This is a genomic window from Cobetia sp. 5-11-6-3 (assembly GCF_013374055.1).
In the GTDB taxonomy this organism is placed as follows: Bacteria; Pseudomonadota; Gammaproteobacteria; order Pseudomonadales; family Halomonadaceae; genus Cobetia; species Cobetia marina.
Genome location: NZ_BLWJ01000001.1, coordinates 440,920 through 460,057 on the forward strand (window position 1 = coordinate 440,920; position 19,138 = coordinate 460,057).

A 19,138-nucleotide genomic window follows, 5' to 3' on the forward strand; every position below is an offset into this window, starting at 1 on the left:
CCAGTCATGAAGCGTCGGTGGCGTCTCGCGCAGGCATTGTAGCGTTCACGAGGCGTGGCGGCGACCCTTGCACGCGCCATGGTCACCGCGCGTGACGTGCGCGACATCATGGGACGCCACTGACCTTGCACGGCACGGCGCGGTGCTTCACAGCACCGACAGCCACGCTATACTGCGCCCCTTGCCATTCACCGCTTGCGGAGCCCCCAGCCATGCCCCCCCGACACGACGACAGCTCGGATGACGGCGACGATTTCAACGCCTTCCGCGCCGCCCTCAAACAGGCCGGCGTGCGCAAGATCACCAGCAACCGGGCAGACCCCGGCCGCAAGCCGCTCAGCCGTGACGAGCAGGCCCGACTGGCCGCGCGTCGCGCTGCCGCCAGCGAAGCCTCGACCGACTCTCTCAGTACGCCATCGCGCACCACGGACGGCCAGGTCGAACCGGTCACGCCCAGCCAGCTGCTCGACTTCGCGGTACCGGACCTCCCCTACCGCCAGCGCCAGCGCCTCAAGCGCGGCGAGATCGCCTGGGAAGCCGGTCTCGATCTGCACGGCTACACACTGGAGCAGGCGCGCAGCGAGCTGGAATCCTTCATCGATGACGCCATCGCGCGGCGCTCACGCTGTGTGCTGGTCGTGCATGGCAAGGCGTGGACCGGCATGGCGGATCACCCGATCATCAAGAGCCACGTCAACGCCTGGCTTCGCCAGTGGCCGGATGTGCTGGCCTTCACCTCGGCGCTGGAGCTGGACGGCGGCAGCGGCGCAGTTTATGTATTGTTGCGCAGCAAGGGCCGTGATCCGCTGATGGACTGAGCGAGCCCCTCCATCGCCACGCCACGGAGTAGCGACACAGGACATCTGAGCATCTGAACACCTGAGCAACGGAACATCTGAAGCAGGCCTCACGCCGAGCCTGCCACCATAACGACAAGGGAACACCTCGATGACACCCAACGCTGAACACTTCACACGCCAGCCCTCACGCCGCGCGCGCTCCACCGCCATCTTCAGCGGCGTGACCGCAGCCACCCTGTCACTGACGCTTGCCATGCCCGCTGCCGCCAGCGATTCCCTGGCCGACAGCACGCTTTCCCGCGTGAAGGACGCTCAGGTACTGAAGGTCTGCACCACCGGTGACTATGCCCCCTTCAGCCATCGTGAAGACGACGGCGAGTTCGAGGGCATCGATCTCGACATGGCCGCCTCGCTGGCCGCAAGCCTGGACGCAAGCGTCGAGACGGTTCCGACCAGCTGGCCGACGCTGATGGAAGACTTCACCTCCGGCAAGTGCGACATCGCCATGTCCGGTATCTCGATCAAGCTGGATCGTCAGGCACAGGCCTACTTCAGCCTGCCCTACCAGACCGGCGGCAAGACGCCCATCGTGCGCTGTGAAGATGTCGACAAGTACCAGACCGTCGCCCAGATCAATCAGCCAGGCGTGCGCATCACCGTCAATCCGGGCGGTACCAACGAGCGCTTCGCCAACGAGTTTCTCGGTGATGCCACCCGTGTGGCACACGATGACAACCGCACCATCTTCAACAACATCATCGAAGACCGCGCCGACGTGATGGTGACGGATGCCATCGAGACCCAGCTGCAGGCCAGCCGTCACCCGGCGCTGTGCAGCGTGCATCCTGATGCGCCATTCACCTTTTCCCAGAAGGGCTATCTGCTGCCGCTGGGTGACAACATCTGGAAAGCCTATGTGGATCAGTGGCTGACCCAGATGCAGGGCACCGGCGAGCAGGCCGCCATCTTCGAGAAATGGATCAAGGGCTGAACCAGCGCCTCAGCGTCAGCCTGAACCACATGCCAAAAGCCCCCGCCAATCTCCTTTGGCGGGGGCTTGCGTCATTGCCGCGTGCTCATCGACCTCCTAGCCATCCAGCCCCTTCTCGTAACGATCCAGCGCCTCGGCGGCCAGGTGACGGCCCAGCTTGATCAGGCCTTCGGCCCGATGGAATTCGTAGGCGCCACACACCGTCTTGGGGATCTCGACCAGAATGTCCGGCGGATACCCGGCGATCTTGTACTTGGCCAGTGTCGCCTGGGTGATATCGAAGGAGCGCATCATCATGTCGAGCTTGCCCCAGGCCTGCTCCGGCGAATTGTCGTCGTCGACTCCCTCCTCGATCTCCGCGAGCCGCCGCGACTCCCGATTCTCGCTCTGACGCCCCTGCGCCTCGCGCGGATCAGCGTCGTCCCGGCCCTCCTTCACGGCCTGATTCAGCACATCGTTCAGGGTCGCGCCCGCGCTGGTGGTGGGCTCCGTCTCCGGCGCCTCCGACAAGGCCGTGAAGGGCGGGGCGAGACTGCCTCCCGGCGGCAGCGGCACGCCGCCCAGGGGGCTCACCGCCGAGGTGGAGGATGGCGGTGGCTCGGCGAGCTCAGGAGGCTGCGTCGTCTCACGTTCGGCCGAGAACATGCGCTCGGCACTGCGGCGCACGCCACGCAGCCAGTCACCGAATCCGCCCTCCTGCGCCTGCAGCGCGGCCTCGCGTGCTTCCTCTTCGGCCGCCTCCGCCGGGGGCAGCATCTGCTCCAGCGTCTGGTTGCGCGGCGAGTGCGCGGTGGCATTCACCGCCAGCACCAGATCCACATGCGCGGCCACCAGCGGCGTGATGGGCAACGGATTCATCAAGCCACCATCCACCAGCATCTTGCGATCGCGCTGCACCGGCGTGATCACCCCCGGCACGGCGATGGAGGCCCGGATCGCCTCGAGCAGATTGCCGCTCTGGAACCAGACCTCCTTCTGGGCGATCAGGTCCGTGGCAACGGTGGTGAGCGGTATCGGCAGGTCCTCGATGCGCGTATCCCCGATCAGGGCCTCCAGCTCTTCCATGATGCGACGGGCGCGGATGGCGCCCATCGGGCTCCAGGTCACGTCCACCAGTCGCAGCACATCGAAATAATCCAGCTTGCACACCCAGTCCCGATAGGCGTCGAGCTGACCGGCGGCATAGATGCCGCCCACCAGCGCGCCCATGGAACAGCCGGAGATGGCGCGAATGTCGTAGCCCCGCGCCAGCACTTCCTCGATGACACCGATATGAGCATAACCGCGTGCCCCGCCACTCCCCAGTGCCAGGGCGATGGTCTTGCGCTTGGCCATGGCATGTCTCCCGATGACGATGATGAAGGATGACCTTGGCGCGACGGACTACTCGCCCGCGACGGTCCAGTCGATGATCCGTGCCGCGACCGCCGCGACATGTCCCGGCTCCAGATGCAGGTGATGGCCGCCGGGCAGGACGCAACGCTCCAGCCCGCGCACGGCCGCTCGCGCCAGCTGCGCTTCGGGCCGCTCCCTCAGGATACCCTGCTCCCCCTCGATCAGCAGCACCGGCTGATTGACGGCGGCCAGCAGCGCCAGTACCTGCTCCGGGGTATAGCGCATCACCGAGGGTCTGAGCAGACGACGGTCACTGCACAGCCGCCAGCCCTCTTCGAGGGGTTCGAGGTTGCGCTCGACCACCGGGCGTATCGTCTCGGCATCCACGGGCGTGACGCCACCAGCCACACGCGCCGCCACCGCCTCCTCGATGCCACGATAGTGCGCACGACGCGACGGCTGGCTCCCTGAGGCCTCTCGCGAGAGCGGACGCGCATGACGCGCCAGCAGGCCACGGCGCAACTGCCCCACCACCTTGTCAGCCGGTGTCGCCAGCGCCCCGATACCGTCGATAAGCACCAGTCGGGCGACATGCTCCGGCAGGGCCGCTGCGACTTGTCCGGCGACGGCAGCGCCAAGCGAGTGCGCCAGCAAGGTGACCGGTGCCTCCGACATGCCCTCGCCTCGCAACCCTTCCAACGCTTCGATGACATCGTGACAATAATCCCACACCGCATAGTCGCCATCCGGCCCCTGGGGACTCGAGCGACCATGCCCGACCAGGTCGATGGCCACGATCCGGATGCCTAGTCGCTCACACAGCAGAGGTGCCAGGCGCGTGAAGCTGGCGGCATTGTCGAGCCAGCCGTGCAGCGCCAGCCATACCGGGGCGTCAGCGCTGACCTGCTCGGAGCGCCACTCCAGCGCCGCTATCTCGCCGCCGCAGCGCCGCGTGAACGTCAAGGGACGAGGGGATGGGCGTGATGTGCCCGTCGTGGAATTCATGCCATCAACTCCGGTGCCAATTGCGAGAGGGTCGCCAGCAGCGCCTCACGCGTCAGATCAGGATGCTCAAAGGGATACATGTGTCCGCCCGGCACCGTGGCGACCTCAAGCCCGGCCCGTTGGAGCCTGGCGATGCGCGGTGGCGTCAAGAGGTCCGACTGCTCACCTGCCAGTATCTTCACCGGCACCTTGAGCCTGGCCACGGACCCCGTGAGGTGATCACTCAGATGGCGGAAGATCTCCACCTCGTGACGCGTATCGAAGCTCAGCGACAGGCTGCCATCGCCGTGGCGATGCGTGGCATGCTCGATGTAGTCCGCAAGTGCCCGGGGCGTGAAGTTGGCGAACAGCGAGCGGCGACGCAGGTAATCATGCATCGCCTGAGGCGAGTCCCAGCGGGCGCGCCGCCCACGCGTGCGCCCTGCAGGCGTGACACGGTCGATGAAACCGAAGCGCTTGGCGATCTTGAGGCCGATGGCATCACGCCCCAGCATCAAGGGCGGGTCAAGCAGGATGACGCAGTGGAAACGCGCCGGCTGCTTGAGCGCGGCCATGTAGTTGACCACGCCTCCCAGCGAATGCCCTACCCCGATGACCTTGCGACTGTCCGGCGTGCCCACCGGCCCCAGCGCCGTGTCCAGACAGGCCAGCCATTCGTCACGCAACGCGATCAGATTGCGCCCCACCGGATAGGCGGGATCATGCGCCAGCCTGTCCACCGGCAGCAGATCGAACGACTCGGCCAACGGGGCCAGCAGGCTGTTGTAACAGGCGCCGGTGAAGCCATTGGCATGGGCAAACGCCAGCAGCGGACGTGACTCTCGCGGCTCGGACACCTCCCGAGGCTCCGCTTGCGGCGTGACCTCTACGGCCCCCGCCACGGCGGCTTGCCCAGCGGATGCTGATGAGGCATTGCGGGATGGCACTGTCATCATGAAGTCTCCTCACCTTGCGTGGCGGTGTCGCCGGATGCCACAGAGCAAACGGTCGTTTGACCCAGTCTCCCAGCATGCCAGCCCCACCGCCACCACGCTACTCGCCTAATGTCTCACCTTGCGCGGCAGACCTGGCATCCGCCGTCGAAGCCACCTCTTCGCTCGCTCGGGAAGCCGCCTGCAGAGCGGCCTGAATCGCCGTTGGCGACAGTCTGCCCGCCTCGAGGCTACCGCCCGCCTCTGCCGAGCCAGCGGACACGCCAGGATGAGGCCCGGTATGGGTCTCGATGACCTTGCCCAGACCGATCAAGCGCTCGCGCAGCGCACCGTTGACCTGGATCTCCACCGCCGCGAGACGCCGTACCAGAGCCGCCGGCCAGCGCGTGCCCTCCAGGGTCAGACGCGCCCAGGGCTTGCTGCCGGATGCGATGGACAGCGTCAGCTGCAGGTGATCATCCCGCGATGGCGGCTGGCGATACTGCCGCGCGGCGTGGGACCAGTTCAGGGTCAGCGTGACCGCCGGCTGCCAGTCCGCCTGCGCGACACGCAGGCGCAGATCGTTCTGGTTCAGGGGCGAGAGCGCCGCCATGAGGGCCTCGGCCGCCGCGCTGTCGGGGGCAAGCCCTCGCGTGTGCGGGGTATGGGATGCCTGCGGATGAGGCGCCAGACGCACCTCCACACGACTCAGCGCGGGCGGCCCCTGCCTCTCGTGCAGCAATGCGGACAGATCCAGCACCTCGCTTGCCGCCAGGCCGCCCCGCCAGTCCGGCAAGCCGATGTCGCGAGACAGTTCCAGCACCGGCGAATCCGGCAGCGAAAGCCAGCGCACGTAACGCCCCGGCAAGGCATCAGCACCACTGCGGGCAGCCGACGGCGTGCCGCCCAGTTGCAGACTCACCTCACCATCACTGCCGGTGACATTCACTACCGGAGACTGCCCCGCCAGGCCCAGCGCCTGAAGCGCCTGGTCAGTCGCGGGCTTGCGCGTGCGTAGGCGTGCCTCGTTCAGCTGGTGCAGCAGCCCGGTCACCTTGTCCTGACGCGCCGGCCAGTTGCCCAGTGATGCCAGCTGCCAATCCCCCTTCGGGTCTCGCGTCAGACTCAGCCAGTCCTGCGCCTCATCGGGATGGCGACGAATGCCGATTCTCTGCGCCGTCGCGGCGACATGCGACAACGCCGGCAGCGGTGTCAGGATGGCGCTTGAGGCCTCGCCCTCCTGAAGCGGAGCGCCTGGCCCGGCATCCGGAAACGAGCCCGACTCACGCGGGCCGAGCGTCAGAGCCCCGATCGCCAGCAACGAGGCCAGTGCTGTCAGTGCCCATCCGGCGCGATTGAAGCGACTCATGCGTCATCTCCCCTGCGGCGCTCGCCGCGATGATCCTCAGCGGATCGGTCAGACGTGCTGGATGAGTCCGGTCTGCCGGATGCCGACGCCGTCTCGGCGCTGGTGGACGCGGACAGTCCCCCGCCACCGAGGCGATGACGACCGGGCTGACGATGGCCGGACAGCCGCCCGGCAGGGCGATAGCCCGCTCGACGGCTCGCGTGATAGCGCCGCCAGCAGATCAGCTCACCCAACAGGCCCAGCAACACCGGCAGCGCCAGCAAGGTCCAGAGACGAAGCCTGCGACGCAGGTCATCACGCTCGGCATTCGCCGCGCGCTGCTGGCGCGCGAGTGCGCTCTCGAACGCCTGTTGCATGTCATCCAGTGCCGTTCGCTGGTGTGCCGCCTCCGCCTTGTCGGCCACCGGGGCAGTCCCCAGTGCACTCAGGCGCGACTGCCAGTCATTGCGCAGACGGGTTTCCTCGGCCGCCTGGCGATCCGCCAGCTGATGCAGTCGCGTCAACTCGCGCACCTGATGGGCACCGGCACGCAGCGCCACCAGCTCCGGGCTGCCCGCCAGCACATCCACCGCGTTCTCCAGCCAACGGGCATTGGCATTCAGCTCGCGCTCACTGCCGTCCGCCGCGCTGCGCCGCCACAGGCGATCACTGGCCATGTCGACATCGCTGACCACCAGCAGCTGGCCCTCACGCCCGTCTTCATGCCCGTCGTCACGCGCCCCCTGTTCCACTGGCGCCGGCCAGTGGGTCAGCACCGCCAGCCCACCCTCCTCGACGCCCTGTCCAGACAGGCCGGACAACGGCCGCGGGTCCATGCGGTTGGCGTACACCTTGTCGGCCGGCAGCAGGCGCGTGGTGTCGGCCCCTCGGATCAGCCACTGCCGCGAGGTCGCTGACGGTGTCTCCGCCGTCTCCTCACGTGGGGCCAGCCAACCGGCGCTGGACATCACCAGCTGATCGACATTCTGGTTCAGCAAGGCATCCGACAGACGGTCCGGGCCGATGCCAAGCAGCGTCGGACTGAGGGCGCGCGTGCCGTCCAGCAGACCGATCGGCAAGGCAAGTCGGGTGTCCGCCACCACCTCGTCGGCACGTGACTCAAGTCCTGCATGGGCCAGCAAGGCGCTCAGAGCCTCGGAGGCCGGGGCTGGCTGATCCAGCATCTCGGGGAGCGGGTCCAGCATCATCAGCACTCGCCCTCCACGATCCAGATAGTCACGGATCGCCGTCAGCGTCGCCGTCGGCAACAGGCGCGGGGCGATCACCAGCAGCGCATCCTGATCGCCGATAGGGCGCGCCGGGTCATCCCCGCCGGACAGCCAATCGATGCGCAGGCGGGCATTGAGACGTTCCATCAGCCCCCAGCTGCCCAGTGCCCGGCCCTGCTCCATGCTCGGCTGACCCATCACCGGCAGGCTGGAGATCACGCCCAGACGGGGTGGCTGGGTGCGCGAGACTTCCTGGATCTGACGCGCGACCTGCGCTTCCAGTCCGCCGAGATCGGAGGCCTTGAGCATCGGGATCGCACGGCGCTCGGAATAGGGGCCATCGATGATCAGACCGAACAGCATTCTTTCACCGCCAGGCAGCGAAAGCGCCGTGAGTCCCTGGGCCTCGAGATCCGTGAAATCGGCACTGTCCGGCTGCGGGTCCACCCGCTTCAGGCGCACCTGAGGCTCACGCGCGAAGGCGCCCAGACGCGTCTCGATTCGTGTCGCCAGCTCCCGCAGCTGCGGGAGGTCCGCGGCAAAGCGCTCGCTGTAGGCGAAGGTCAGCGTCACGGGGGATGTCAGCCGCGACAGCAGCTCCCGGCTGGCAGGGCTCAGGCTGTGCTGGCGGGTATCGGTGAGGTCATGCGCCGTGATCAGCGGATTGGACCCACTCGGGGATACCATGGCGGGCAGACGCTGGGCGGCCAGCAGCACGGCCGTGACACTTGATGCCACGGCCAGGGCGACCAGCCACTGGGGCGCCTGCCGACGCGTGTTGCGCTCCTGCTTGAGGCCACGCACCTGCAGCACCAGACCGGCCAGGGTCAACGACAGGAAGTAGCCGACATCCAGCAGCGCGGGACGCCCTTCGCTGAAGGGCGTGAGATGGGCCGGCAGACTGATCAGATCCAGCAGCTGCACCCAGTGTGGCGCCAGATGACGCGCCAGCTGTGCGGTCACTGCCGGCGTGCCCGGCAGCATCAACGCCAGCCCCAGCACCAGTGCCCCCAGCCAGGCCGAGAGCGCCGAGGGCGCACGGACCGCCAGCGCCTGACCGAGACTTGCCAGTGCCATCACCAACAGCGCCATGCCAAGATACCCGCTGAGCACAAGGCCGAGATCGGGATCGCCCAGCCAGTGGATCAGCACCAGCAACGGTGCCGTCATCGCCAGGCCCAGCCAGCCCAGCACACAGGCGCTTGCCAGGCGGGCGCCCGCCAGCCGCCATGGACCAAGCCCGAGCCCTGACAGCCATTCAAGCAGGCCATTGGCGCGCTCTTCCGGCCAGCCACGCAGGGCCAGCAACGGTGTCCATAGCACCAGCAGCCATGGCAATACCTGCCACAGCGCTCCCAGGTCCGCACGATCACGTGCCAGAAGATCACCGACCTCGAAGGCCCCCAGCGGGGCCAGCACCGCCATCACCACCAGCAGAGACCAGCTGGCCCCCTGGGTCATTGCCTGATGCAGGTCACGCCGCACCAGCGCCATCATCGCCCTCATGACGATACCTCCTGATCCGCATCCAGGGGGCGCTTCACGCGCGGCAATGGCGCGGGCTGCTCGGCCATGCGCGCCACCAGCTGACGGAATGCCACCTCGATGTCCCCCCGCTCATGCACGCACTCGTCGAGCCGTATCTGCATGTAGCTGCACCACCGCGCCAGCGCGGAGCGCGGGTCCTGCCCGGGCCTGCCCACCAGTCGATAGGCCGGGTCCGCCATCAGGCGTCGCCCTGAACGGGACACTCGCTCGGCGCCCTCGGGCGACACGGCGGTGATGGCCGCGACACCGGGCAGCCGCGAGACGCTGGCCAGTTCCAGCTCGCTGAGTTCACGGCTCAGGATCACCCGCCACACCGGCAGGGGCGACGTGCCGCCATGAGCGGCACCGAGTCGCTCACGATAGGCACTGGGCACCGCCTCGCTGACGGACAGGGCCGCCAGCGCCGCCGGCGTGTCATCGAAGCCCAGCTGGCCGTTGGCCATGACCAGCACACGATCACAGATGCGCGGCACCTCTTCCAGCAGATGAGTGGAGACGATGATCAGACGCTCGCGCCCCAGCTCACGTATGAAGGCGCGCACGCTGTCCTTCTGCAGCGGGTCCAACCCATCGGTGGGCTCATCCAGCAGCAGGATGTCCGGGTCATGGGTCAGCGCCATCGCCAGTGCCACGCGCCGGCGATAGCCTTTGGATAACACGGCGCACAATTGATTGGCGAACGGCGTGATGTCGAGGCGATCCATCAAGGCAGGCAGGCGCTCCTTGCGAGTCCTGCGCGACAGACCATGCAGGCCCGCGACGCACTCGAGCGTCTCGCGCACGGTAAGCTGCGGCCACAATGGTGCCCCTTCCGGCAGATAGCCGATCCGTCGCTTCAGGCGATTGAGCTGACGCTGACCGGCTCGCCCATCGAAGGCCTCTCCCTCGAGCGTCAGTTCGCCATGGGTTGCCGCCAGGGTGCCTGCCAGCATGCGCAGACTGGTGGTCTTGCCGGCGCCATTGGGCCCCAGCAGACCGATCACTTCGCCGCGAAAGGCCTTGAAGGAAAGTCCGGACACGGCCTGGTGAAGGCCGAATTGACGCCCCAGCCCCCGGCTTGCCAGCAGTGGCACAGGCGCAGGTTGATGAGGCAAGGGCACGGAAGACGATGCGGCAGAGGTCGCGTATGGGTCCTGCAAGTTACCCGCTCCTTGTGATGATGTGGGGCCTGCGCCCGAAAGATTGCAGCACAGGGTAAGCGGACAGCCTGCGCTCGCCAAGCCGGGCGCGCGCCTTCCAGTCTGCTGCGCTGCAAAATCCTGATATGCTGGCGCTATTCTGCCGCAAGGCGAGGCGCCGGACATCCGTGAGGCGCCGGGACCACGCGCTCACCCTTCCAGGAGTTCCCATGCCCGATCCGCACGTCAACTCGCCCTCTTGCGGCTCCCGTTCGAACGCCTCACCGACACCCGAGGACCTGGAGTCTTCCACGGACGAGCGCTCGACCAGGCGCCCGCAGCGTGACACACGCCTGCGCAATCGCCTGTTCTGGGCACTGCTGGCGGCAGCATTGATCACCGGCTTCTGGCTGATCTGAGGGCGGACTGACATGAGCGAGAGACTGACATGAGCGAGAGACTGGAATGAACGACATGCTGGCGCTGTTCGTCGCGACACTCAACATCACCGTGCCGGTCTTCGCGATGGTATTTCTGGGACTGGGTCTCAAGCGTCTCGGCTGGATCGATGACACCTTCATCGGCACCGCCTCTTCCCTGGTCTTCAAGGGCACCATGCCCGCACTGGTGTTTCTGTCCATCGTGCGAGCGGACCTCGACCACGCCCTGCGCCCCGGCATGCTGCTCTACTTCGCCTGCGCCACGCTTGGGACCTTCCTGCTGCTGTGGGGCTGGGCCATCTGGCGCATTCCGCTGAAGGAGCGCGGCGAGATCGTCCAGGGGGCGTTTCGTGGCAACTGTGCCATCGTCGGGCTGGCACTGGCAGCCAACCTCTATGGCGACCTCGGCCTGTCGATGGGCGGCATCCTGATGGGCGTCGTCATCCTGTCCTACAACATGCTGTCAGTGGTGGTGCTATCGAGTTATCTGGGCGATGGCCGCACCAGCTGGAGTGCCATCGCGCGCGGCATCATCACCAACCCGCTGATTCTCGGTGTCCTGGCGGCGCTGCCCTTCGCGGCGTTCAGCTGGCAGCTGCCACAGTGGCTGGAAACCTCCGGTGACTACTTCGCGCGCATGACGTTGCCGCTGGCGCTGATCTGCATCGGCGGCACCCTCTCGATGCGCTCACTGCGTGAAGGCCGCCAGCTGGCGCTGAGTGCCAGCCTGATGAAGATGGTCAGCGTGCCACTGGTGGCCACGGCCTTCGCCGTGCTGCTGGGCTTTCGCGGCACGGAACTCGGTGTGCTGTTCCTGTTCTTCGCCTCACCGACGGCGGCGGCAAGCTTCGTGATGGTGCGGGCCATGGGCGGCAATGATCGCCTCGCCGCCAACATCATCGCCATCAGTACCCTGATGGCCGCGCTCACCATCACCCTGGGCATCTTCCTCCTCAAGCTGAGCGGATTGGTCTAGCACCCTTCGGATGACGCAACGCAAGCGCCCCCGACAGCGAATGGCTGACGGGGGCGCTTGCGTCTGAAGCTCATGTCCCGGTCCCGGTCCCGGTCCCGGGCACGCGCCTGCGCGTGTGTCAGTCAAGCTCCGCCGGGCTGACGAAGTGGTGCAGGTCCGCCAGACCTGCCGCCCAGATATCGGCATCCAACCACGCCAGACTCGCGGTGGCAAAGGCCAGCTGAGTGCTGCCGGGGCCATCCACCAGCGCACTGGCCAGGCTCGACACCAGCGGGTTGTGGCTGATGATCAGCCAGTCACGCGGCTCACGCGCCTCGCTGCAGGGCGGGACGTGGGTCTGCAGCCAATCCAGCACCGGCGTGAGCGGGTCATCCGGGGTGATGATTTCCAGAGTCGTCTGTTGCTCACCGGCAAGCTTGAGCGCCGAGGAGACTTCCTGCGCCGTCTGCTGGGCACGGGTGAAGGGGCTGACGACGAGGGTCAGACGGGCACGGCGTTCCGCGGGCAACTGATGCGCCAGCCATTGCCCCATGCGGCGGGCTTCTTCACGCCCTCGGGCGCTCAATTCCCTGCTGGCGTCCGGCGAGCCGGAGCTTGCCTCCCCGTGACGCATGATCAATACACTCATGGCTTTCTCCTGAAGGGTGACTACCGCGCGGGACGAAGATCCGCCCTCGGCGGTCGATGACAGTGCTCGCACGGCCGGAGCGCCGAGCGAGGAACGGGATGGCACCACTCAGCCGATGCCACCCCATGGAATTGGGAGTCTTCAGGAGCCATCAGGTTCCAATTGACGCGCCTGCTTGACGGACTCGCGCGACAGCACGAATTCCACATCCGTGGATTGCTCACCGCCCATCAGGGCGCGGGCCATGTGGTGAGGATCGACATCCTCGAAGAGCACCTTGGCCATGCCATTCACCAGCGGCATGTAGATCTCCAGACGCTCTGACTCATCCTGCACCAGTCGCACCGTATTGACACCTTCCGCGACCTGCCCCAGCACCTCCACGGCCTGATCCAGAGTACGCCCCTCCCCGAGGGCGTAGCCGACCCGATAGTTGCGCGACAATGGCGACGAGCAGGTGACGATGAGATCCCCCACGCCGGCCAGGCCGAGGAAGGTCATCGGATTGGCGCCCTTGGCCACGGCGAAACGGCTCATCTCGGCCAGCGCCCGTGTCATCAGCATGGCGCGGGTGTTCTCCCCCATGCCCAGGGCCGCCGCCATGCCCGCGGCGATGGCGTAGATGTTCTTCAGCGCCCCGCCCAGCTCCACCCCGTAGCGATCATTGCTGGCATAGACCCGGAAGTAATCACAGCCGAAGGCCGTCTGTACGCGTGCGCGGGTGTAGGGGTCATCCGAGGCGATCACCGTCGCGGTCAGCTGACGCTGAGCGATCTCACTGGCCAGATTGGGGCCGGAGAGCACGCCGATGTGGGAGAAGCCGGTTTCCTCTTCCAGCACCTCGCTCATCAGGGTGAAGCCTTCGCTCTCGATCCCCTTGGTGGTCGCGACCAGAATCTGCTCCTCGCGCAGATGCGGGCGCGCTTGACGCACCACACTGCGAAACGCCTTGGAGGGAATCGCCACGCACACCAGTTCCGCCTCCTTGAGGGCCTCTGCCATGTCGGTGGTGGCCCGCACGGCCGAGTTGATGACGAAATCCGGCAGATAGCCCGAATTGCGGTGCTCGGTGTTGACCTCTTCGGCCTGGATTGCATCACGCATCCACTGGGTGACATTGGCACCATTGTCGGCGGCGATCGAGGCGATCGCGGTGCCGAAGCTGCCGCCGCCCAGCACACAGACATTCAAGCCGGCTGCCTGCGGTGCACTTTCCGAAAGCTCGCGATCACGGATGGCGCGACGAGGAGCGGGTGAAGAGGCAGACATGAAGACTCCTGGTAGTGGCGTAAGAAGGAGAAAGAAACGCGGATTCGGCAACTGTCGCGCATTGTACCTCTAGTCAGTGCCTGTCGTCGGCACCTGTCGGGCTGCCCTCGCAAGCCAAAGCCTGCGTGGGCGATGACATCCTGACAGTGGTGGCGATGACGTCATATTCAACTCTCCTTGATGAGGGATGGCGAACACGAAAACGCCGGCAACTCTCAAGGCAGGAGCCCCGGAAGTTGCCGGCGTCGTCACGAAGGCCGATGGCCATCGCGTCTTGCATCAGGCAGCGATCACCGCCCGGCAGTCAGTTCAGAGTGTCTTGAGCGCCGTGATCATGTCGCCCACCACCTTCTGACCATCGCCATAGACCATGCGCGTGTGGTCCAGATAGAACAGGTGATTCTCGACACCCGAGAAGCCTGCTCCCTGGCCACGCTTGATCACCAGCACGTTGCGTGACTGATCAGCATTGAGGATCGGCATGCCGTACAGCGGGCTAGAGGGATCGTTCTTGGCGACCGGATTGACCACGTCATTGGCGCCGATGACCAGCGTCACGTCGGTGTTCTCGAAGTCGTTGTTGATCTCGTCCAGGTCCGCGATCATGTCGTAGGGCACCCCGGCTTCCGCCAGCAGCACGTTCATGTGGCCCGGCATGCGACCGGCGACCGGGTGGATCGCGAAGCGCACTTCCACTCCACGCTCGCCCAGCAGCTCGACCATCTCCCAGACCTTGTGCTGCGCCTGGGCCACCGCCAGACCATAGCCCGGCACGATGATGACGCGCTCGGCGAAGGCCAGCTGCACGGCAGCGTCCATCGGATCAGAAGCCTTCATGCTGCCTTCGATCTCGCCCTGCTCCGCGCCGCTTGCGCCACCGAACTGCTTGAACAGCACGTTACGGATCGGTCGGTTCATCGCCTTGGCCATCAGCTGGGTCAGCAGCGTACCCGCCGCCCCGACGACAGTACCGGCGATGATCATCGCGGCATTGCCCAGCACGAAACCTTCCATTGCCACCGCAAGGCCCGTCAGCGCATTGAACAGCGAGATGATCACCGGCATGTCCGCGCCGCCGATGGGCAGTGCCAGCATGGCGCCGAACAGCAGTGCCAGCACGAAGAACACGATCACCAGCGAGCTTGACGGCTCCACCGCCGCGATCACCACCCCGAGATAGATCGCCAGGCCCAGCACGATCATGTTGATCAGCTGCTGATTCTGGAAATGGACAGCCTTCTTGATGCGCCCGTCCAGCTTGGCCCAGGCGATGATGGAACCGGAGAAGGCCACCGCACCGATCAAGGCGCCGAGCACGCCCAGCCACAGGGCCAGCGAGCCGTGCTGCTCGATCAGTCCCGGGTTGTCGCTCATGCGCATCAGCTCGACCGCGGCGATCGCCGCCGCCGCGCCGCCGCCCATGCCGTTGTAGATGGCGATCATCTGCGGCATGTCGGTCATCGCGACCTTCTTGCCCGAGTACCAGGCAATGCCGCCACCGATCACGATGGCCAGCAGCATCAGCCCGTAGCGCCCGTCAATCTGCGGGTGCAGGAAGGTCAGCAGCGTGGCCACGACCATCGCGATCCCGGCCCAGTGGATGCCGCTGCGCGCCGTGGTGGGGTGCGACATGCGCTTGAGGCCCAGAATGAAGACCACCGCCGCGGCGAAATATCCTGTTTCGACCAGCCAGTTCATCAGCGAGCCTCCTTGTCGTTGATGGCGTTGGCCGCGTCAGCGCCCTTGCTGCGATCACTGGCCTTGAACATTTCCAGCATGCGCTCGGTGACGACGTAGCCGCCCACCGCGTTCCCCGCACCCAGCAGCACGGCGATGAAGCCGATGAACTGCTGCATGCCGGTCTCGGCCTGGCCGAGGGCGATCATCGCCCCGACCAGCACGATGCCATGGATGAAGTTGGAACCGGACATCAGCGGCGTATGCAGGATCACCGGTACCCGGGAGATGACCTCGTAGCCGACGAAGGCCGCCAGCATCAGGATGTATATGGCTGAGAGTCCTTCGATCATGCGGCGTCCTCCGCGCGAGCGCGTACGTCATCGTGGGTGATGCGACCCGCTTCGGTCAGGCGCATCGGGCCGAGTACCGCATCCTCGAAGTCCAGCGACAGTTCGCCATCCTTCATGAAGGGTGTCAGCAGGTTGAAGAGATTCTTGGCGTACATCTCGCTGGCATTGACCGACAGGCTGGAGGTCATGTCCAGCGGGCCGAGTACCGTGACGCCGCCATGTTCGACCCGGGCACCGGGCTGGGTCAGCTCACAGTTGCCGCCCCCTTCCGCCGCCAGATCCACCAGCACGGCGCCGGGCTTCATGCCCTCGACCATCTCGCGGCTGATGATGCGCGGCGACGGACGCCCCGGAATCGCCGCGGTGGAGATCACCACATGGGCATCGCCCATGTGACGCGCCAGTGCCTCGGCCTGCTGGGCGCGCTCCTCATCGGTCAGCTCACGGGCGTAACCGCCCTCACCGGAGGCATCGACACCGGTATCGATCATCTTGGCCCCCAGCGATTCGACCTGCTCACGGGCGGCTGCGCGAATGTCATAGGCCCAGACCTGCGCGCCGAGACGCTTGGCGGTGGCGATGGCCTGCAGCCCCGCGACACCGGCCCCGACCACCACGACACGTGCCGGACGCACGGTGCCGGCAGCGGTGGTCAGCATCGGGAAGAATACCGAGGACTCGTTGGCCGCCAGCAGTGCGGCATGATAGCCGGCCACGGCGGCCTGGGAGGACAGGGCATCCATGCTCTGGGCACGCGAGATGCGCGGCACGAACTCCATGCACAGGCTGGTCAGCCCGCGCTGGGCAAGCGTCTGGATCAATTGCGGATTCTGATACGGCGTCATCAGGGCCACGATGACAGCACCCTCACGGAAGTCGTTGATCTGGGACTCGCTGGGCGTACGCACGCAGAGGATGAGGTCCGCCGCGGCACGTGCCGCCGGGATGTCCTGCTCGGCGACGATGGCGACTCCGGCCTGCTCGGCATAGGCGGCATCATCGAAGTGCGCATGGCGCCCGGCGCCGCTCTCCACGTGCACGATGGCGTCGCCGGAGTCAGCGATGGCGCTGTCCAGATGACGCGCCAGCTTGCCGGCCGTCACCGGGTCCAGCGCGACACGACATTCTCCGCGCGCCAGGGTGGGGTCTGCGCTGCCCTGCTGTCCGTCTGCGGCCTGCGAGACAGTATCGGGCGCACGCATTTCACGCACGACAAGAATATTCAGCATCGCGCACCTCGTTTCACATCCATGTTCATGCCAGAGGCTGCCAGCCTTGAAAGGTTCATGGCGTCGTTCCTGTTGAGCGCTGATTCGCGTCATCCCTGCCTGCCCGATGCGCTTTCAGCGACGTTATTGTCTGTCACAGGTGAGGCGTGCCGCAATCGCAAGCCGCGGGTCACGCACGGCCAAGAGGCCTGACATCCCCTGTGACACGATGAGTGTCCAGTATCAGTCTTTTCTCGTCGGTGTATCAGGGTCAAGCGCTGCATTGCAAAAAAGGCAATAAAATCAATCATAAAGCTAACGTTATGCGCGACATAACAGTGAGCTTATGCCTGAACGACACTCCACATCTCGCCAAGCGACTGATTTCCAATGAGTTTGTGAATCAGGCCCTTCCAAGAATAGCTCAGCTTTGTGTTATGCATCGCATAATCTCGAGCTTATGGCTGTTGCCGCCATTGCCACGGGAAACGGGATGCCACCGAAGCAGCCTCCCCTCGTGATGGCGCCGAGGTGAGTACCAGTGCATGATCCCGGCATTGCGCCCAGCGGATGCTCGGCCAGCGCTTGCACTGTCAGAAAGCGGTCCAGCCCTCTCGCCAGGCGCGGCTCAGGAAGAGCAGCTCATGCAGATCGGCGCGGCATTCGCCGCCGGCGGGCGTGTCCAGTCATCGACGAGTTCCGCCTCGACACCCTGCGCCTGACCGAGTGCCTGCGCCGCCTCGAGACTGCCTTCTTCAGGACGATGGAACGGAGCACTCAGGCGCTCACGGAACGCTTCGAGCGTCGTGTCATCGCCCTGCTCGACCCGCGCGATCACTTCCAGCAACAGATGCGTGCGCGGCACGTAGAGCGGGTTCACACCCAGCATGGCGAGGCGCCGCTGGCGCTCATCATCGGCGGAGAGCCCGATGGCCATGACACGTGCCTGATAGCGTGCAAGCCAGGCCGAGGCTTCATCGCGCGCCTGTGCCGAGTTGCCGTGCGGCCCACGCTCGCCCGCCAGGCGCACGACCAGCGCTTCCGGCGCGGCCTGCGTGACATCCCAATGGCTGAGCAGACGATAGGCGTGGGTGTGATCCACCTTGCCGGCCGCCAGCAGCTCACGCCATTGCTGCACCAGTGTCATGTCCTCATCCCGGGAATCCGGCAGCCCGAGACGCGCGCGCATCAGGCGAGCATATTCGCGCTGCAACTCGCCTTCATAGGCGCCCAGCGCGGCGGAGAGCGCTTCCACATCGATCAGCGGGGACAGCGCAATCCCGAGGCGCTCCAGATTCCAGAGCCCGATGCCCGGCTGCTGGGCAAACCCATAGCGCCCGGCCTGGTCGGTATGGTTGGGGATCAGATTCTCTTCGTAGCCATCGAGGAAGGCATAGGGGCCATAATCGAAGGTCAGTCCCAGCAGCGACATGTTGTCGGTGTTCATCACGGCATGCACGAAGCCATACGCCTGCCAGGCCGCGATCAGTTTCGCGGTGCGAGTGATCACTGTCTCGAACATCAAAAGCGCGGCGGCGATGCGCGTCTCATCCGCCAGCGGCGCGCTGGGCGCTTCACCTGCGCGCGATGCCCCTTTCTCCGTGTCGGGCAGACACTCCGGGAAGTGCTCCCGCAGGGCATGGTCGATCAACGTCTTGAGGTCGGCGTGACGGCCGGAGTGCGCCAGCCACTCGAAATGTCCGAAGCGCAGATGACTCTCGCAGACCCGCAGCACGGTGGCACCGGGCTCGAGCGTCTCGCGCTGGACCTGCTCGGCATTCACCGCCAACGCCAGCGCGCGACTGGTCGGGATGCCCAGCGCCGCCATGTACTCACTGGCCAGATACTCGCGCACGCTGGAGCGCACCACCGCCTGCCCATCACCGAAGCGGGAATATGGCGTACGCCCGGCTCCCTTGAGATGCAGGTCGAAGACGCTGCCGTTCTCGGTCTGAAGCTCACCGAGCAGCATGCCGCGCCCATCGCCCAGCTGCGGGTTGTAATGACCGAACTGGTGCCCGGTGTACTTCTGGGCCAGTGCGTCCATGCCCGGCAGCAGGCGCTCCCCCGCCATCAGCAGGCGAAGTGACTCGCGATCCTCCCGGCTTGACGCCATTTCCGCCACCAGCGAGTCCAGGCCCAGCAGGCGGGCGCAGTCAGGACTCACATCGGCCAGGCGAGTGCCTTGACGTGGCTGCGGCGCAACACGACTGAAGAAGTGCTCCGGCAGACGGGCGTAGCGGTTGTTGAAGCTCAATGACATCAGATCAGGCACGTTATCTCCGACAGCCGGGCTGTCTTC

Annotated in this window: 16 protein-coding genes; 4 read left to right on the plus strand and 12 right to left on the minus strand. The window is 66.0% G+C overall.

The window, feature by feature from the left end; genetic code table 11:
* Positions 1 to 212: 212 nt before the first annotated feature.
* The gene (locus tag HXS66_RS01760) at positions 213 to 818 is read left to right on the plus strand and encodes a Smr/MutS family protein (RefSeq protein ID WP_176502731.1); all 606 of its coding nucleotides are present in this window, start codon (positions 213 to 215) and stop codon (positions 816 to 818) included.
* A 130-nt stretch (positions 819 to 948) separates the two neighbouring features.
* Positions 949 to 1,791 carry a transporter substrate-binding domain-containing protein gene (locus HXS66_RS01765; RefSeq protein ID WP_176502732.1) on the plus strand — a complete coding sequence of 281 codons (843 nt, stop codon included), beginning with the start codon at positions 949 to 951 and terminating at the stop codon, positions 1,789 to 1,791.
* A gap of 96 nt (positions 1,792 to 1,887) precedes the next feature.
* Here the strand turns inward: HXS66_RS01765 and HXS66_RS17415 are convergent, their stop codons facing one another.
* The 6 genes from HXS66_RS17415 to HXS66_RS01800 all read right to left on the minus strand — a co-directional run bounded on the left by HXS66_RS17415 (position 1,888) and on the right by HXS66_RS01800 (position 10,306).
* A complete protein-coding gene (locus HXS66_RS17415; protein ID WP_255303048.1) occupies positions 1,888 to 3,126 on the minus strand; it encodes a patatin-like phospholipase family protein in 1,239 nt (412 codons plus the stop codon).
* A gap of 48 nt (positions 3,127 to 3,174) precedes the next feature.
* A complete protein-coding gene (locus HXS66_RS01780) occupies positions 3,175 to 4,131 on the minus strand; it encodes an alpha/beta fold hydrolase (protein WP_176502733.1) in 957 nt (318 codons plus the stop codon).
* On the minus strand, positions 4,128 to 5,066 hold the full coding sequence (locus HXS66_RS01785) for an alpha/beta fold hydrolase (protein ID WP_254696434.1): 939 nt from the start codon (positions 5,064 to 5,066) through the stop codon (positions 4,128 to 4,130). Before HXS66_RS01785 ends, HXS66_RS01780 begins: the two co-directional genes overlap by 4 nt.
* Before the next feature lie 97 nt (positions 5,067 to 5,163).
* Positions 5,164 to 6,411 carry a DUF4340 domain-containing protein gene (locus HXS66_RS01790; protein WP_176502734.1) on the minus strand — a complete coding sequence of 416 codons (1,248 nt, stop codon included), beginning with the start codon at positions 6,409 to 6,411 and terminating at the stop codon, positions 5,164 to 5,166.
* The gene (locus tag HXS66_RS01795; RefSeq protein WP_176502735.1) at positions 6,408 to 9,125 is read right to left on the minus strand and encodes a GldG family protein; all 2,718 of its coding nucleotides are present in this window, start codon (positions 9,123 to 9,125) and stop codon (positions 6,408 to 6,410) included. Before HXS66_RS01795 ends, HXS66_RS01790 begins: the two co-directional genes overlap by 4 nt.
* The gene (locus tag HXS66_RS01800; RefSeq protein WP_176502736.1) at positions 9,122 to 10,306 is read right to left on the minus strand and encodes an ABC transporter ATP-binding protein; all 1,185 of its coding nucleotides are present in this window, start codon (positions 10,304 to 10,306) and stop codon (positions 9,122 to 9,124) included. Before HXS66_RS01800 ends, HXS66_RS01795 begins: the two co-directional genes overlap by 4 nt.
* 209 nt (positions 10,307 to 10,515) lie before the next feature.
* Between HXS66_RS01800 and HXS66_RS01805 the strand changes: the two genes are divergently transcribed.
* Together HXS66_RS01805 and HXS66_RS01810 are read left to right on the plus strand one after the other, a co-directional pair.
* Positions 10,516 to 10,704 carry a hypothetical protein gene (locus HXS66_RS01805; RefSeq protein ID WP_176492849.1) on the plus strand — a complete coding sequence of 63 codons (189 nt, stop codon included), beginning with the start codon at positions 10,516 to 10,518 and terminating at the stop codon, positions 10,702 to 10,704.
* 46 nt (positions 10,705 to 10,750) lie between these two features.
* Positions 10,751 to 11,701, plus strand: a complete 951-nt coding sequence (locus HXS66_RS01810) for an AEC family transporter (RefSeq protein ID WP_176492989.1) — start codon at positions 10,751 to 10,753, stop codon at positions 11,699 to 11,701.
* Between the two features lie 118 nt (positions 11,702 to 11,819).
* On the opposite strand, the gene sixA is transcribed toward HXS66_RS01810, so the two are convergent.
* From sixA to HXS66_RS01840, 6 genes are all read right to left on the minus strand, one after another.
* The gene (gene sixA / locus HXS66_RS01815; RefSeq protein WP_077372339.1) at positions 11,820 to 12,329 is read right to left on the minus strand and encodes a phosphohistidine phosphatase SixA; all 510 of its coding nucleotides are present in this window, start codon (positions 12,327 to 12,329) and stop codon (positions 11,820 to 11,822) included.
* A gap of 141 nt (positions 12,330 to 12,470) precedes the next feature.
* Positions 12,471 to 13,598: an NAD(P)H-dependent glycerol-3-phosphate dehydrogenase gene (locus HXS66_RS01820; RefSeq protein WP_176492988.1), complete on the minus strand. Its 1,128-nt coding sequence runs from the start codon at positions 13,596 to 13,598 to the stop codon at positions 12,471 to 12,473.
* A 309-nt stretch (positions 13,599 to 13,907) separates the two neighbouring features.
* Positions 13,908 to 15,296, minus strand: coding sequence for an NAD(P)(+) transhydrogenase (Re/Si-specific) subunit beta (locus tag HXS66_RS01825; protein ID WP_077372333.1), 1,389 nt, complete (start codon positions 15,294 to 15,296; stop codon positions 13,908 to 13,910).
* Positions 15,296 to 15,628 carry an NAD(P) transhydrogenase subunit alpha gene (locus HXS66_RS01830; protein WP_077372330.1) on the minus strand — a complete coding sequence of 111 codons (333 nt, stop codon included), beginning with the start codon at positions 15,626 to 15,628 and terminating at the stop codon, positions 15,296 to 15,298. The genes HXS66_RS01825 and HXS66_RS01830 overlap by 1 nt, the downstream gene beginning before the upstream one ends.
* Positions 15,625 to 16,857, minus strand: coding sequence for an NAD(P) transhydrogenase subunit alpha (locus tag HXS66_RS01835; protein WP_218015133.1), 1,233 nt, complete (start codon positions 16,855 to 16,857; stop codon positions 15,625 to 15,627). The genes HXS66_RS01830 and HXS66_RS01835 overlap by 4 nt, the downstream gene beginning before the upstream one ends.
* 607 nt (positions 16,858 to 17,464) lie before the next feature.
* Positions 17,465 to 19,111, minus strand: a complete 1,647-nt coding sequence (locus tag HXS66_RS01840; protein WP_176502737.1) for a YdiU family protein — start codon at positions 19,109 to 19,111, stop codon at positions 17,465 to 17,467.
* Positions 19,112 to 19,138 lie beyond the last annotated feature (27 nt).